General features: G+C 56.6%; 10 protein-coding genes. 2 read left to right on the top strand and 8 right to left on the bottom strand.

Annotated features, from left to right (window positions below; all coding sequences use genetic code 11):
• Nucleotides 1-8: 8 nt before the first annotated feature.
• From FYC48_RS02660 to FYC48_RS02630, 7 genes are all read right to left on the bottom strand, one after another.
• Nucleotides 9-1,973, bottom strand: coding sequence for a BatD family protein (locus FYC48_RS02660; protein ID WP_149495130.1), 1,965 nt, complete (start codon nt 1,971-1,973; stop codon nt 9-11).
• Complete coding sequence (locus FYC48_RS02655; protein ID WP_149495129.1) at nt 1,973-5,677, bottom strand: VWA domain-containing protein; 3,705 nt, start codon at nt 5,675-5,677, stop codon at nt 1,973-1,975. Before FYC48_RS02655 ends, FYC48_RS02660 begins: the two co-directional genes overlap by 1 nt.
• A gap of 39 nt (nt 5,678-5,716) precedes the next feature.
• Nucleotides 5,717-6,745 carry a VWA domain-containing protein gene (locus tag FYC48_RS02650; protein WP_149495128.1) on the bottom strand — a complete coding sequence of 343 codons (1,029 nt, stop codon included), beginning with the start codon at nt 6,743-6,745 and terminating at the stop codon, nt 5,717-5,719.
• Nucleotides 6,735-7,754 carry a protein BatD gene (locus FYC48_RS02645; RefSeq protein WP_149495127.1) on the bottom strand — a complete coding sequence of 340 codons (1,020 nt, stop codon included), beginning with the start codon at nt 7,752-7,754 and terminating at the stop codon, nt 6,735-6,737. Before FYC48_RS02645 ends, FYC48_RS02650 begins: the two co-directional genes overlap by 11 nt.
• Nucleotides 7,751-8,770, bottom strand: a complete 1,020-nt coding sequence (locus FYC48_RS02640) for a DUF58 domain-containing protein (RefSeq protein WP_230780285.1) — start codon at nt 8,768-8,770, stop codon at nt 7,751-7,753. The genes FYC48_RS02645 and FYC48_RS02640 overlap by 4 nt, the downstream gene beginning before the upstream one ends.
• A 183-nt stretch (nt 8,771-8,953) precedes the next feature.
• Nucleotides 8,954-9,961, bottom strand: coding sequence for an AAA family ATPase (locus tag FYC48_RS02635; protein ID WP_149495126.1), 1,008 nt, complete (start codon nt 9,959-9,961; stop codon nt 8,954-8,956).
• 191 nt (nt 9,962-10,152) lie between these two features.
• On the bottom strand, nt 10,153-10,602 hold the full coding sequence (locus FYC48_RS02630; protein ID WP_149495125.1) for an Hsp20/alpha crystallin family protein: 450 nt from the start codon (nt 10,600-10,602) through the stop codon (nt 10,153-10,155).
• Nucleotides 10,603-10,885: 283 nt separating this feature from the next.
• Here FYC48_RS02630 and FYC48_RS02625 point away from each other — a divergent pair, with 283 nt between their 5' ends.
• The gene (locus FYC48_RS02625) at nt 10,886-13,618 is read left to right on the top strand and encodes a serine/threonine-protein kinase (protein ID WP_149495124.1); all 2,733 of its coding nucleotides are present in this window, start codon (nt 10,886-10,888) and stop codon (nt 13,616-13,618) included.
• 321 nt (nt 13,619-13,939) lie between these two features.
• On the opposite strand, the gene FYC48_RS02620 is transcribed toward FYC48_RS02625, so the two are convergent.
• Complete coding sequence (locus FYC48_RS02620; RefSeq protein WP_149495123.1) at nt 13,940-14,905, bottom strand: hypothetical protein; 966 nt, start codon at nt 14,903-14,905, stop codon at nt 13,940-13,942.
• Between the two features lie 194 nt (nt 14,906-15,099).
• On the opposite strand from FYC48_RS02620, the gene xseB reads away from it, so the two are divergent.
• On the top strand, nt 15,100-15,486 hold the full coding sequence (gene xseB / locus FYC48_RS02615) for an exodeoxyribonuclease VII small subunit (RefSeq protein WP_149495122.1): 387 nt from the start codon (nt 15,100-15,102) through the stop codon (nt 15,484-15,486).
• The last annotated feature ends 51 nt before the right edge of the window (nt 15,487-15,537 follow it).

Here is a 15,537-nt window from a genome sequence, read left to right as displayed (position 1 = left end):
CCAATTGGTCAAACGCGTCGGCGATGCGATCCATCGCCGATGTGCTTGATCGCGTCGTCAATCAGGGCTCGGTCTAGCTTCTTGTCGGCTGAGTCAGTGGGACGAAATTCGATCGCTTCGCATTTACCGATCAACGTTTGTACTGCGTCGCGGTCGACCCAATGAAGTTCGCGAAGCCCCTTTCGCAAGGCGTCGGCGACCTGTGCGGCGGCAGGTTTCTCGGGTAGGTGAACGGCCGACTCGATTTCGTGGCGTAAACGGCTAACCAAGGTTTTGGTTTGCCGCAGTGATGGGTCGACGCGACGACGTTTCCGGTCGATGAAAGACCAGATCAAACAAAGCAATCCAATCGCATACGCCGACCATTGAAACGCGCGATTTGCGAGCCAGCCTTCCGTTGATGCGAACAACACCGATGGCTCTGTCGTGATTGATAGGTCGGCTCCGGTCAAGACAAGCGATTGTTCTGTCCGGGAAGCAGTGGAATTCGGTTCGTCCTGCTCGCCTGAGTTTCGTGATGTGCCGTCTGATTGGGCATCGGTCGTCGAGCCGGCTTGGTTCACATTGGAACTAACGACCGCATCGGCCGTGACCATCTGGGCTGGCTTGACCCGCATCGCGATCGGACTTGACCGGGTCGTGCGGTAGCGTTCCGCCTGTGGGTCAAACCAAGAATACGCCAGCGCCGGAATCTCATCGACCGATTCATCTTCGATTCGCACCAGCACTTCGAATGATTTGCTGGACGTTTCCGGATCGTAGATACCAGTGACGTCACCGTCAGGAACTTGGAAGCGTTCACGATCTAAGCCACCGTCGGCAAAGAGTGATGGCAAGGTAGCGTTTTCAAGGTTTCCGTCACCACGCAAATTGATTGACAAGCGAATCGGATCTCCGGCATGTAGCACCGTTCGATCGGCGGCGACATCGATCGCGAATCCTGAGCCGACGGCCCCGGCGAAGCTTTCCGGGCGTCCCCGGTCGGGGAACGGTTTGACTTCGAAGTGGATCGGGTCGCCTGTCACCCGAAATAGTTGGACTTCCGCCGGACGTGATCGCCCACCAAAGGCTTCTTCGAGCAACGACCTGCCAAAACCAAAATCGCCCATGTCCAACGATTGTTGTTGCCAACGTGTGACCAATTGCACCGTCGCATTGATCGGATCGAAATCGTATTCGCCCGATCGATCTGGAATGAACGTGCGTTTGGCGGACAACACCGTGAAGGATTCGTCGTCGATGGTTTCAGAACTGGTCGTCGCCTTTAATGCTACGGTGCCCTGCGACGTTCGGATGGGCATCTTCGCGGACCGACGATCGCCTTGTTCGTCGGGGACAAAGCGAAACTGGTCGAAAACCGGTGAGCTGACTAGCAGTGAATTAATGTTGCCGGTCTCGCCTGCGAACGCCCAGCGGACTTCGATCTCGACGCGTTGATCAGGGTACGCCACTTCGGGCATCACCAGTTCGATTCGCATTTCGTCGTTTTCGGGGACGTCCTGGAACGTCAGTTTGATCGAATCGACTTCGGTTTCGGTGTTGCCTTGGCGGATAATGAAAGGTCCGACATCAAACGTCCCCGCGCGGTCGGAATCGATTTGCACTTGGACCACATGGGTAACGTTTTGAATTCGGCGGAGTTGGCCTCCGGATTGATAAAGTTGCTGAAAGATCCGTGGTGAGACGCTAGTTACGGTTCCGCCGATTGCCGGATCGGATGACTTGATTTCACAGGTCGGTTTGGGCTTGCTTTCCAGGCCGTGGACCGTGAACTGAAGCGTCACGCCCATCCCGACATAATGGGGCGGCTTTTGTTTGGCAATCTCGACGGTGACCTCTTTGTCGTCCTGGGCGGACGCGGTCATCGAAGCGAACGTCGGCATCGCGATGACCGCCAGGCAAACGATTGCCCGCTGAATCGCGGTCGGCAAATGCCTTCGGTCAGGATGGCTTTGAACAATGAAACCCTTCATTACCAATCCTTTGTTACCGGGGCTTGTCGTGTGCCGAGATTCATTTCGCGTTCTCGGCGACGCTGGGCTTCACGATCTCGAACCGCTTGCAGAATCCGAGAGGGATCCAACTGCGGTTGAGCTTGCTGCTGTTGTTGTTCTTGCTGCTGCTGATCTTGATCTTGTTGCTGGTCCTGCTGGGACTGGTTTTGCTGCTGCGATTGTTCTTGCTGTGCTTGATCTGGGGGTGGTTGGAGTTCTTGCAGTGCTTCGAGCAATTTTTGCAGTGCTTTCGTTTGTACATCGGTCGGATCGGGACGCGCTTCGGTTTCGTTCGCCAAGTCTCCTTTCGCCTGGTTCATGAATTCGCTGCCTTCGCCAATTAACTCGGAGGCACGCAGGCTTTTCTGTGCGGATTCTTGCATCGCTCGTTGTTGTTGCTCCGGTGCTTCCGGTGGAGGTGATTGTTGCGACTGTTCTTCGAAGGCGGTCGCCAATTGGGTCGCGACCTCGGCAAGCTCCGCTTGCTCCTGTGCTAGTTCCGCGAACCGAGCTTTTTCGGACGATCCATCATCGGCATCGGCTTGCGATCGAAGTCCGACGGCCAGCTGTGTTTGATCGTTCAATTCGGATTGCCGTCGGGCGGTTTCTTGTAGGTGTTCGATCAACGAGAAGAACAGTCGGCGAAGTTGTTGAAGCGATTGATGTGCGTCCTCGGCGTCTTGGGCAGCTTCGGCGGCATGATTGACTTGCCGATTCGATGGGACGGCGTCTTTCGGTTCCGTTTCAGTGTTCTCCGATTCCGTGTCTTCTGCTTTGGGACGTTCAGCTTCGTCCTTTGATTCATCTGGAACGTCCTTTGCGGACGCCTCGTCGACACTTGTTTTCGCAGCTTCTGCGAGTGACTGGTTGGTCGCTTTCATCTGCTCGATCGCATTTGATGCGAGTTGACTCGCCAGCCGATAGCGTTCCTTTTCGTGATCACTGTTTTGCTCCGTGCCCTGCTCTGATGATGGATCAGTTTCGCTCGCAGTATCGAGTTGCTGCAATTGTTCGGCGATCAAGCCGGCGATCCGTTCGGCACGTCGGATGTTGGATTGTTGCCGGGCGATCAGGTCTTTGGTGACAGCGGGATCAAGCTGGGGAGGGTCCTGAGGGGCAGCATCAGCGCCGTCAATCGATTCGTTCCATGCAGACGATACTTCGGCAATTTGTTGCTGACCATTGGCCGCGAGTTCGATCAACGCTCGCAAGTCGGCGAACTGTTCGCGAGCGTGTCGCAGACTTTTGATCGAAGCGACTTGGTGTTCGATCGATTGGATGTAATTCGGCGTCGCCAGTTCAGTTTCAGAGCGTCGCATGTGGTCGAGCGCGATTTCGAGCGATGGGAGGGCGAGTCGGATCTGCCGGAGCAGTTTGGCTTGACGTTGTGCCGCTTGAGGATCTTCGGAAGGGTCGGTCTGCTCTTGATTGTCGGCCGCTTCAAGACCTGCGGTCAAACGATTGGACAATTCATTGGTACGGGTCGACAGATTGGCCTGTGTCTCTTGTAGAGATTCCTGGTCGATCCACGCCGGAACGGGATCGGGTGTGGCAGTTTTTTCCGACGGTGTGAAGGTGGTTGGGTCTTCGCTGGCGATCAGAATTGTCTCGCGCAAATGCGGTGTGGCATCGGCTAGAAGTCCGTCGAGCATTTTGAGCGGGTCGAGCAGTTGTTCGCGGGCTCGTTTTAGCTCATCAAGAGACGCGCTAGCCCGGCGAAAGGCTCGCATCGATTGGCGACGACGCAGTTGACTTCGTGTGGCGCCGAGTCGCTGTCCGGCGGTTGCCAAATGTTCGGCGGCGGCTTGAAGTTGCAGTTCGCGGACGGCATCTTCGGGTGTCTTTTCCGATTCGTCTTTCGCCGCAATCGCATCGATTTCATCGGCAACGGCTTCGACCAGGCCTTCGAGGTCTGACAAGGCGACTCGGTGGTCGACCGCGGCACGGTTGAACTGGGCGCGATACTCGTCGACGATATTCGGATCATCAGATCGATTGATCTGCTGCACCAATCCTCGCAAGGATTGTAAACGCGTTCGTTGGGATTCGATCAGGGCCTGCAATTGTTGCATCACGTCCCCGGCTTCGTTGCGATTGATCTGATCACGAAGCTGGATGATTCGCTTTAATACAATTTCAAGATTGTGGCGGGCATCGTCGGACTCTGGACGCAGCCGCACCGCATCGCGAAACCAGTCCGCCGCTTGTTGCAACTGCGTGAGTGCCTGCGTCAACGACTCGTTTGCTTGTTGTGACGGCGAATTGATGAGCAAGTCGGCTCTCTGAACCGAAACCCAGCCGAGGTTATACGTCGATCGAAAACGCAACTCGCCATCAGTGTCGGCTTGGTCTCGGGCACTGATAAAATACTGTTCGGCATCATCAAGACGTTGTATTGATGATGATCCGAGAAGCTTCAATCCTCGGTTGTATTGATCGCGGACGTCAAGCGTTTCTGTGTCGGCCAGAGATGTTTTTGGCGATGGTGTCTTTGACGATTCGGATTCAGACGATGCTTCGGCAGTCGCGACGGCGTCTGTATTGAGTGTTTTGGGATTCGGCGTTTCTGCGATCGCAATCGACGGCGACGCGAGGGCAAGCATCAGGAGAAGCGTCGCCGCGTGCACGGTCAGCTTCGACGCAGACTCCCCCGAGGCATCCTCGCCCCGAACCGTTGCCGGGCGTGAGCCGAGATAAATAGCGATCGCGGTCAAGATCAAGCCGGCGAGGATCGCCCATTGAAATGCCTCCTGTCTGACCGCACGACGTTCGTTTTCAAGTTCATCGCGGACCAATGGTTGCAGATGAGCTTCGTAAATTGACTTTAGGTCCAACCGACCGGTGCCGGCAGGAATGTAAACGCCGTCGGTTGCCAGGGCGAGTTCACGAAGGGTTTCGCCATCCAAGCGACTGATGACCGGATTGCCGTCTTGGTCGAGCAGCGTTTTGGTGCCGCCTGTTTGTGAATCGGTAAGTCGGATTTCGCTGCCGGTTTCATCGCCAAGGCCAACGGCGATGATGCGGATGCCACGTTCCCTGGCTTCTTCGGCCGCATCCATTGGACGCGAATCATGGTCTTCGCCGTCGGTGATCAAAACCACCATGCGGGACACATCGCCACCTTCACGATAGCCTTCGATCGCCTTGCGAAGAGGCTCTTCTAAACTGGTGCCTCCGCGTCCGACACTGTTGGGGCTGGCGCCGTCAAGGATCAGTCGGAAGAATCCATAGTCGGTGGTCATCGGGCAGAGGACGCTGGCACGTCCGGCGAAGGCGATCAGTCCGACTTGGTCACCGTCGAGGTATGACAGTAGTTCGGTGATGTCCGCCTTGGCTCGGTCAAGTCGATTCGGCGCGGCGTCTTCGGCAAGCATTGACTTACTGACGTCCAAACAAAACATCAGTTGGGCACCGATTTTGGGCGAACTGACGTATCGCAATCCATATTGTGGTCGCATCAATGCGAAGACGAAGCAAATCGTCGCGATGGCATAGAGTGCCAACACCACGATGCGACGCAGTGGCGACGGTTGGCGGATCAATCGTTTTTGCATCAAGGTTGACACCAGACGTGTCAGCACCGTTGACCGCCGATACAGAAACCAAGCCAAAACGACAAACACCGGCAGCGCGATCCAGAACGTCGCGGACCAGTGTGGCGATTCGAAGCGAAAGTGGTTCATGTGTCGCGTCAGCAGGACAATGGGCAAGACGTCAATGGATTATGGCAATGATCGGAACACGGTGGCTTTGGAAACCAGCGAGACCGCCATCAGGACCAGTCCGACCAACAGCGGGACTCGGTACCACTGATCGTATTGTAGGTAACGTTGTTCGGTGACTTTTGTCCGTTCCATCGCATCGATCTCTTTGTAAACGGCCAGCAAGCCATCGCGGTCGGTCGCACGAAAGTATTGCCCCTGGGTTTTGTCGGCTATCATTTTTAACGTGTCTTCGTCCAGTTCGACTTCGATTTCCGTTAGTACCGCCCGCCCGGTGAAAGGGTCGATCGTCGGAAAGGGCGCTCGGCCGCGGGTCCCCGTGCCGATGCAATACACCTTGACGCCGCTCGCTTGGGCGACGTCGGCCGCTTGCCGTGGGGCGATGATTCCGGCGTTGTTGGAACCATCGGTCAAGAGAATCGCAACTTTCGATTTCGTTTCGCTTTGCCGAAGTCGTTCGACGGCCAGTGCAAGCGCGTCGCCAATCGCGGTCCCATCTTCGCGGCGAGTCTGGGCGATTTGTAAATCGTTGACCATCGAAACCAGGTTGCCGTGATCAAGCGTCAGTGGGCAAAGGCTATCGGCGAATCCTGCAAACGCGACCAGGCCGATCGCGTCATCATCACGTCCGTCTGTTCCCGAATCGTCATCGCCAAGGACAAATTGTCGAAAGACATCTTTCACGACTTGCAGGCGGTCGACGCTATAATCGCCCTCGACCAAATCACGCGCCTTCATCGAGCCGGATCGGTCGACCACCATCATGATCGCGATGCCTTCGCGTGAGACCCTGCTTTCTGCGTTGGGGGTCTGCGGGCCCGAGAGTGCAACGATGAAGCACGCAAACGCGATGGTCAGCAGAATTCCCGGCAACTTTGATAGCCAGAGCCGGATGGATTTGGCACCTTGATCGGGAATTCGCAGCGACGAAAACCGGAGGACACTGGGGGTTGCCACGGCCATCATATAAATGACCGGCAAAAGCAGGAGCAACAGCAGGAAAGCGGGAGTGCGGAACTCAATGCCCATCGCCTTCGCCTCCTTGTCGCGTTTCGTTCAAGAAGCGTTTGGCGGTGTCGATCGACCGAGTCATCTCGTCGGACGAAGGCGTCGCGCCGGCGAATTTAACCAAGTCCGCGTGGCGGAGGAAATCACGCAGCAGCGACTGGTGCTCCGATGAAAAATCGGGCGAGCGACTGATCGATGCGAGGAACTCTTCGGTGGTCAGTTCCGGTGCCCGCATGTCGAACCGGTCTTCGATGTACTGGCGAATGATTGCGGTCAGTTGAACGTAGAAAAGATCGATTTGTTCTTCGGTTTGTCTCGGCGTTTGCAGTAGCTTCTGGAGGCTTGCGTCGGCGATTTCAAAGGCCGATCGCTGTCGTTCTTTCCGGCCGCGTTTGTTCCAGTAGAACACACCAGCGGCAAGCACCGCGAGGCCGACGATGACCGCCGCCACGATTGCCCCAGTGCGTTTTGGAATCTGCGACGGCGTGATCGGTTCCAAACGGCCGAGTGGCGGTTTCAGTTCGTTCGTCGTGCCTTCGGGGAGCACGCTTTCGACGGTGAATTTCATTCGGTCGGTGAGGATTTCGTACGCGTCGAGCCCCTCCGGTGCGGGCGTTTTGCCCTCGCGGCGATCGACGTACTCGATCAGGATCGGCGGGATCACTTGCGGTCCGGACGAAGGCGGATCCAACCGATACGTTTGTGTCGCTACGGTCCGCCCGTCGTCATCGATCGTCTGCCTGGGAGCAAAATCGACAATCGAAAATCGGTTGAGTGCCGACCCAAAGTCCGGCATCAAGACTTCGACGTCTTTTTCCGCGGTCACTTCGATGGTCAGCTTCACGGGATCGCCGATGACCGGTTGTTCGGGTTCAAGCGACACGATCACCGTCACCGGTCCGGAGACCCGTGTGGTGGTCAGTGGTTCCGCGATCGCATCGCCAACCATAGCGACGATCAACGCAAAGCATCCTGACAGGCAAACAGCAAGTCGTGCCAACCGTTCGTGTATTCGGACGGATTCGTTCATCGTCGCATCCTCCGCTGCCGCATGTGAAAGAATTTCACTAGCGGATCGACGACGTCGCGACTGGCATCGATGTGAATGAAGTCGATGCCCGAAGCGACAAATTGGCGGCGTAGAGAATCGATCCGACGTTGGCTTTGCGCGACAACTTTTTCACGAAATGAGGATGACGATGTGTCATACTGACGGACCTCGCCCGTCTCGGCGTCTTCGAGGTTGACCAGGCCGACCGCTGGAATGTCGATCTCGCTGGGATCGGTGACTAAGACCGCGATCACGTCATGTTTGCGATTCGCACTTTGCATCGGCTGCAAATAATCGTCGTCAAGAAAGTCGCTGATGACGAAGCAAATCGTTTTGCGTGAAGAGACCGACATCAGGAACTCCATCGCGCCGGCGATATTGGTTGCTTGTCGTCCGCTTCGCCACCAAGTGCGGCGCCGAAACGGTGGTAGCCAACGACGGAACCGTTTTGGCTTGGATCTCGATGGAACTTCCTCCGTCGGTGACGCGGTGGATCGCTTGGCATCGACTTGACCGTGGGCCAAGACTTCACGCACGACCCGCAGTGAGTGTTTGCCGCCTTTACGAGCCGGGATGTACTGTTCGACGTTGCCATGGAACAGCGTCAAACCGATTTTGTCGTCATTCTGGTTGGCCGAAAAAGCCAGCAGTGCGCTCAGTTCGGCGGTGGCTTCCCGCTTGCTTCGATGGTGCGATCCAAAGTCTTGCGAAGCGGATACGTCGGCCATCACCATCAAGGTTAGTTGGCGATCTTCGACATAGCGTTTGACGTAAGGTTCGCCGACACGGGCGGTCACGTTCCAATCGATCGTCCGGATGTCGTCGCCGGGCACGTAGGGGCGTACTTCGTCGAACTCGATCCCGCGGCCTTTGAACACCGATTCGTACTGCCCGGCCAAAACGTCGGCGACCTGACGCCCGGTACGAATCTGGATTTCGCGAACACGTCGAATGACTTCCCTTGGCAGCATGGTGGGACTGGTACTTTGTTCCATTTGGAAATTTGGGTGCGAGTCTTCAGCCGACGGGCGTGAACGCCGGTTATTGCTCGGAAACCGTGGCTAATCCTAAAATGGAACTGGAACAAAGCACAAGGAATCCGAGGACGGTTTTTCAGGCGGCGAAATCACGATCGGTGTGCATCGTTTCGGGCACGTCTCGTTCGCTAGGTTGTGGCATCAAGGGACCGGCACATTGTCCAACAAGTCTTGCAGCAAGCTATCAACCGTTTTGCCTTCCGCTTCGGCTTCGTAGGTGAGCACGATTCGGTGGCGGAGGACGTCCGGGGCGAGTGACTTGATGTCGTGCGGAGTCACGTAGCTGCGACCGTCCAGGAATGCATGCGCTTTGCCGGCCTTGAGCAGGAAAATCGACGCCCGGGGACTCGCGCCCATCTCGATCATGTTTTCAAACGCCGGCGTAGATCCTTCGGTTGGCTGCCCTGGGGTGCTGTCGGAGGGACGAGTTGCACGGACCACGTCGACGGCATAGTCGCGGACTTTGTCGTCACACCAGACCTTTTCGACGACCGCGCGTGTTTCCAAAATTTCCTCCGGTGTGGCGACCGGCGTGATCTCGGGTACCGGTTTACCGCCGGCGATCCGGTCAACGATCTTGCGTTCGTCTTCGCGGCTTGGGTAGGCGACGGATGTTTTTAACATGAAGCGATCGACTTGCGCTTCCGGCAACGGATACGTTCCTTCTTGTTCGATCGGGTTTTGCGTCGCCATGACAAGAAATGGTTCGGCGAAGCGGAAGGTTTCGGTGCCGATGGTGACCTGCTTTTCTTGCATCGCTTCGAGCAGTGCCGCCTGGACCTTTGCCGGGGCACGGTTGATTTCGTCAGCCAGCACTAGGTTCGAAAAAATCGGTCCACGCTTGACGCTGTAGGTCGCGTCTTTGGGATTGAAAATTTCGGTACCGATGACGTCGGCCGGCAGCATGTCCGGGGTGAACTGGATTCTGGAGAAATCCGTTCGGATTGATTTGGCGAGGGAGCTGACGGTGAGCGTCTTTGCCAAACCGGGGACGCCTTCGAGCAGTACGTGGCCACCGGTGATCAGTCCGATCAGCAGTCGCGAGACCATACGTTCTTGACCGACTAACAGTCGTGCGACTTCGTCGGACAGTCGATTGCAAATCCGTGAATACTTGGCAATCTGTTCGTCGAGCTGAGGGGCGTTCATGCGAATGGAAGTGTCAAGCGTCGATGATCGAGTCGGGTCGGGTAGTCAGGACCGACCACTAGAACGGTTGACCGTCGTCATGACAAGGGATGCAAACACGCGGGAAGCGCTCGCCAGAAACACGGCAAGGCGTGTCGCCGGCGAGCACTTCCCGCGATCCAGAGAGACCTGCGAAAAGTGCGACGTGACGATTACTTCGTCTTGATCTCGATCTTCTTCGGAAGCACTTCGGCGCGTTTCGCGAGTACAACTTCCAAGACCCCGTTGATGTAGGTCGCTTCGATCGATTCCGGGTTGACCGAATCGGGAAGCGGGATCACTCGGCGGACTTCGCCCCAGTGACGTTCGTCATGCAAGTACTTGCGTGATTCGTTCTCGTCACGAGTTCGGGACGCCGCGACCGACAGATGCCCGTCTTCGAACGACACGTCCAGATCCTCTTGCGTAAAACCGGGAAGGTCCATTTGCAGATGGAACTGATCGCCTTCTTCCCAAATCGAAACCGGTGGTGCCCAGCGACGCCCGTTGTTGGTCACGACCGGGTGGAACAGACGATCGAACAACTCATCCATTTCACGACTCGCCAAAGCCAGAGGGCTGTTGCCGAGCGAGCGAGACAGAGCCGAATTTAAATTACCCATCGTTCAAATCCTCCAAATCACTCGTAGTGAATGAAACACTGTGATTGACAAACTTTCCAAACCTTGCCTGCAACTTTGACAGGCGTTTTGTTCGCCGGCTACAAAAAGCAAGGGGCGTGCCAATTGAGGACGACAGTGAGGGCAATCCTTATGGATTTTGTTTCTGATCTTTCTCCGTCGGGTTCGTAGGTCGGCTTCATTCGTTGTTAAAATCCAATGGGTCAATCCCCTCGCATGCTTCTCAACTCCTTTGCCCCCACCGCGCCCGAGACTGCCGCCGCCGATGCAGATCAAGTGTCCTCATTGTCAAACCACGCTCTCGCTCGGTACCCCCAAGGCGGGCCGATACAAGCCGACGTGCAAGAAGTGCAATGAGCCGTTCCTGTTGACGGTCAGTCAGGACCTTCCGCCCAAGGTGCGTGTTCGAAAGCCTCAGCAAAAAACTTCGTCGTCTGCGAATCAGTCGTCAGCACATCGCTCAGCATCGCATCGCCCAACCGAGGCGGCTTCGCAATCCGCCCGTCGCGGCAGCCAGCGGGATGCGAAGCCAGACGAATCGATCGATCAGTCCAATTTGACGCGCCCGGTGATCGATCCGAATCGAACCCGCGGCGGGTCGAGCAGCGACGGGGTTCAGCAAACCGGGCTTCCCCAGGATTCTCGCGACCCAGCCGCGTCGATCGCAAACGGCGACTTACGCTCAAATTCAAAGTCCGCCGAATCGGAGGCGGCGGATCGCAACGCGCAAGAGTCCGCAAACATGCCGGCGCGACTCGGTGGCTACAGGCTCATTCGCTTGCTTGGCCGTGGTGCGATGGGAGCGGTGTATCAGGCAAAGCAAGTGTCCCTCGACCGTGACGTCGCGCTCAAGACGATCCGAGGTCGCCTCACCAGTAGCCCCGCATCGCTTGCTCGATTCACTCGTGAGGCCTACGCGGCGGCCCAGTTAACGCACCACAACGTGGTTCAAATCTATGACTTCGGCGAAGATAACGGGCAGCATTACTTTTCGATGGAGTGGGTTCGCGGCGGTTCGCTCGCCGATTTAGTACGCGAGAAGGGTCGCGTCGCACCGAAGCTAGCCGCCACGTATATCTTGCAGGCGGCACGAGGACTTCAATTCGCCCATCGCAACGGTATGGTGCACCGCGACGTCAAACCGGCGAATTTGCTTCTGGCCGATGACGGGGTCGTCAAGGTCGCGGACTTGGGGCTGGTCAAGATTCCCGATCAAGTCGACCCGGATCCGGTCAGCGAAGGCGCGCTGCTGAGCGGACTGCAAAGCGGCACTCAGGTCACGATGCAAGGCACCGCGGTGGGAACACCGGCTTACATGGCGCCCGAACAGTCAGCCGATTCAAGTTCCGTGGATCATCGCGCGGACATCTATTCACTTGGCTGCAGCCTGTTTTATTTATTGGCCGGCCAGTCGCCGTTTCTTGGCGATGAACCGGCGGATGTGCTTCAGCAACATGCGTCCGCCCCGCCGCCAGATCTGACCGCCGTCAATGCACGGGTGCCGGATAAGCTGGCTCGCGTCGTCGCCAGATCGATGGCGAAGCGGCCGAGCGAACGCTACGCGTCATTGGCGGAAATGATCGATGACCTGCAGGCATTCTTAGGGTTGGAATTGACGGTTGGGTTTTCTCCGACCAACGAACAGGCCGATCGCTGGGAAAGTCTTGCCAGTGCTTACGCAAAAACACAACGGATGGCGCGACTGACCAGTCCGTTGTTGTTAGGCTTGACCATCGTGATGCTGATGCTCACGTTGGCGATGCCGTTTGGTTCACTCTCGATGATCCTTCTTCCGCCGGCGTTATTGATTGCGACGTGCCTGACTGTCATTGTCATCGGTGGTATGACGGGCCATCATCCGGTTGCCGATCACCTGCGCCGCTGGCTGGAAACGCTGTCGATCTTTGAAATGCTTGTTTGGGGCGTGGCCGCGATCGCACTGACTTTTGTTACCGTGATGATGGGGCTATGGCTCGGAGCGATCATCGGTTTGATTGTTGGCGTTGGCTTGGGGACCGCGTATCACTTTGCCGTGTTGGCAACGGCCGAGCAGGCCGGTCGCACACCGCTCGACAATGCCAAACGCTTTATCCGGGATTTACGAATCGAAGGTATCGAAGAGAACAGCCTTCGTGATTTCGCCGCACGCTTCGCGGGGCCATCGTGGCAGACAGCGTTTGAAGCTGTTTTTGGTTACGAAGCGATGGCCGGCATACGTTCTCGGTTGGCGGCCGATCAAGCGTTTACCGGCCCCACCAAAGCAGATTCTGTGAGAGACCGTTTGTGCCGGTACCTCGCCGACAAAATCAAGGCGAAACGTGAAGCGGAGGATCGACGTAAGCTGGCAAGACTTGAACAGCAATCGCTGGTCAGCCAGGGTGTTTCCAATAAACAAGCCGAAGAGCAGGCATGGCAAGTCGCCGCGGCGGTGATGGAAGGCGTGCAAAAGGTCGTCGATTCTTCGTCCGGAGATGAACGAGTACAAGCCGAAGCGAAACGCCAACGTATCAAGGCGATGTTGGCGGACGCTCGGAGCGGCAAATACAAACGCCCACGCGATCGTCACGCGAGTTGGAAGCTGGCCTTATCGGGATACACTCGGATGTTGCTTGGGTGCATGCTATTGACGGTCTTTGCGTTTGCGGTTCAAGCATCCGGCGTCGTCGACGAAGCATTGATTGCCAGCGCACGCCAGGGTGACTTACACTTGCAGGATCTGCCGCTTGATGCGACGACCGATGTCTTAGGAGTCCGCACGAGTGTTTGGTCGGTCGGGATCGCAGGTTTGTTGCTTTGCATGTCTGCGTTCGTCTCCGGTTGGCGGATGTCACCGTTTGCCGCCGTCGCGACAATTGTCATTCTTTTCGGGCCGGCGTTGGCGATTCCCTCGCTCGCGATCGCAGGATCGGTGACGATCCTGCCTTGGATGATCGCGGTCGTAATCGCAATGGTGATCTATCTACCCGGTGTGATCTATGGTGAAGAGGCCGAGCGATAGAGCCGATTCGGAAACCAGGGCGTCAAAGAACCCGGCGAAATTCATGCGCCGAACGCGCTAACGTCGGGCCGGCATCGCAAATGCCATGCAATAAGTGGGGCCCGCGGCTAGCGCCGTCGGCTCGCAAGCTGACAGACATCCGTCCCCAGTATGCAACCTTGGCGGGGCATTCGACGATTGCATGCGGATGCGAAGCAGTCAGTTCACCGCCTATCCGCTGAAGTAGCGATTGCGGACGCGGCGTTCACAGAGTGGAGGGCGATGATGCCTAAATCGACCGGCCGATGCAGGTATCAGCCGATCGCTCCGAAAGAACGAACGCTACCGGTCGTTCTTCGCGCCCAGTCCTAGTTTTTGCATCCAACGCGTCGACGCACCGCTACCGACTTCGAGGTCCAGGCGTTGCTTTAGATCTTCGACTTGACGCTGCAAGTTATCGTTCAGTTTTTGAAGCTCATTGGAACGACGTGAAAATTGAGCACGTTCGAGAGAAGACCGGATTTCGATCGTGCGCAGTTTCTCTTCGACCTCCTCTTGAAGTAACGTCAGTCGTTCGCGTTCTTGGGCGATGATTTCATCGTTGGCCAAAATCGCGTCAGCCTGTTTATCACCTGTGCCCTGTTGATCACCCGTACTTAGATGAGTGGGGCCTCCCGATCGTTCGGCCCCTAAGTGAAGCGTTTCGAGTTCTTCACGCAGAAGATGTAATTGATCTTGGTAGATCTCCTCTGCCTCGCGCAATTGGACGAGTTCGCCGTAAAGCTGCTCGACCATCGAAGTGGCTTGATCGAGAGCAGCCGTCGGCGATGCAACAGCGTCATCTCCGGGCGGCTTGATATCGATCGCCGATTTGGCGGGGCCGCCTCGGAGGCTGGACAGGAACGCCTCGGCATCGAACGAGCCGTTTTCGAGTTGCTCAATTATTTGTTGCTTCCGTTCGTTCCAACTCGATGCATTGGAACCGGTTGCGTTGGTCCTGGTTTGGCCGGATGCCGATGCTGTTTCGGCGGATTTTGACGATTGCTTGGCTTCTTGTAGTTGTGACGAGAGGGTCGCGTTTTGGCGTTTGAGCTGATCGATTTCTTCGAAGACGCCCTGCAACTGTCGTCGCAGTGCTTCGTTCTCTTCCCACAAACGATCGTTGTCATCGATGATTGCGAGCGAATCGTCATTGACATCGCTCACCAATCCATCGTCTGTGGTGGTGTCATCGCATGCGTCGATCGCCGCGTGAATCGGAAGCGATTCATCGACCAGCGACGGCAAAGCGTCGGGTTCAACAGTCATGGCAGATTAGTAGAAAAGTCGCGTCCGGGTCGCGTGGGCGGTGGGAGACGCAAGTCGTGCCTGGGAAATCAGGGTCGTCGACTACATCGACAACTCGACAAACTGATCTACGTCGCGACAATAGACACGTCAATCAAGAAGGCGGCCCCAAATCGTATTCCTGCTGGGAAACCCGCCGATTCGCTGGAATTCCTATGGCCAAGAAAAAGCAATCGCCGTCATCGAACGCATCATCGAACCCGAACGACATCGATTTCGAATCCTCTCTGCAGGAGGTTGAAGCGATCGTCGAACAGCTCGAAAGCGGCGAACTCGGTCTGTCGGAATCTTTGGCCAGCTACGAAAAAGGCATCGCCAAGATCAAGCTTTGCCATGAAGTCCTGCGGCGGGCAGAGCAAAAGATCTCGCTGTTAACCCAGGTTGACGAGGATGGCACACCCCATGTCGAACCGGTCGAAGGCGGTCCGTCAGAAGGCAGCTGCAGGCACAGTGATGAAGAGGCCGAAACGCAGACTCGGCCGAGGGCAAAACGCAAAAAACGTGAGTCCGACAACGTGGACGATCTGGGAGGGCTTTTTTAGACTCTACCATAATCGCGGACCCTTCTTTCCCCTCGATATCTTGGCTTCGAT

Source organism: Roseiconus lacunae (genome assembly GCF_008312935.1).
GTDB classification, from domain to species: domain Bacteria; phylum Planctomycetota; class Planctomycetia; order Pirellulales; family Pirellulaceae; genus Stieleria; species Stieleria lacunae.
This window is presented reverse-complemented; position numbering and strand designations above follow the sequence as displayed.